The organism is Clostridium sp. KLE 1755, assembly GCF_000466465.2.
GTDB lineage: Bacteria > Bacillota > Clostridia > Lachnospirales > Lachnospiraceae > Eisenbergiella > Eisenbergiella porci.
Genome location: NZ_KE992665.1, coordinates 1 through 355, shown reverse-complemented (window position 1 = coordinate 355; position 355 = coordinate 1). Strand labels below are relative to the sequence as shown.

The 355-nt window shown below is 41.1% G+C and carries 1 pseudogene; it reads left to right on the top strand.

Annotation, left to right across the window (positions count from 1 at the left end):
* Positions 1–355, top strand: a pseudogene (locus tag HMPREF1548_RS30365) (Rpn family recombination-promoting nuclease/putative transposase); the annotation flags it as partial.

The following is a 355-nucleotide window of genomic DNA, read 5'->3' as shown; positions in this document are numbered from 1 at the left end:
GACGACCCGGTATAAGCACCTGCCGTCAACGGTTATTATTTTTATCACGCAGGAGGACATTTTCGGACGGGACAGGGCAATCTATACCTTTACGGAACAATGTGAAGAATTTTCAGATCTGCCCCTGGATGACGGCACGAAGAAAATATTTCTGAACATGACCAGTAAAAATGGCCGTCCTGAGCTGATAAGCCTGCTGCAGTATATGAAAAATACCACGATTGATAATCCTGAGGTCAAGATAAAGGATAAACGGATTATTACGTTGGATAAAATCGTAAATGAAGTGAAGCAATCGGAAGAATGGGAGGCTGTAAAGATGAATATTCTTGAGATTGGTATTGAAAAAGGAAGA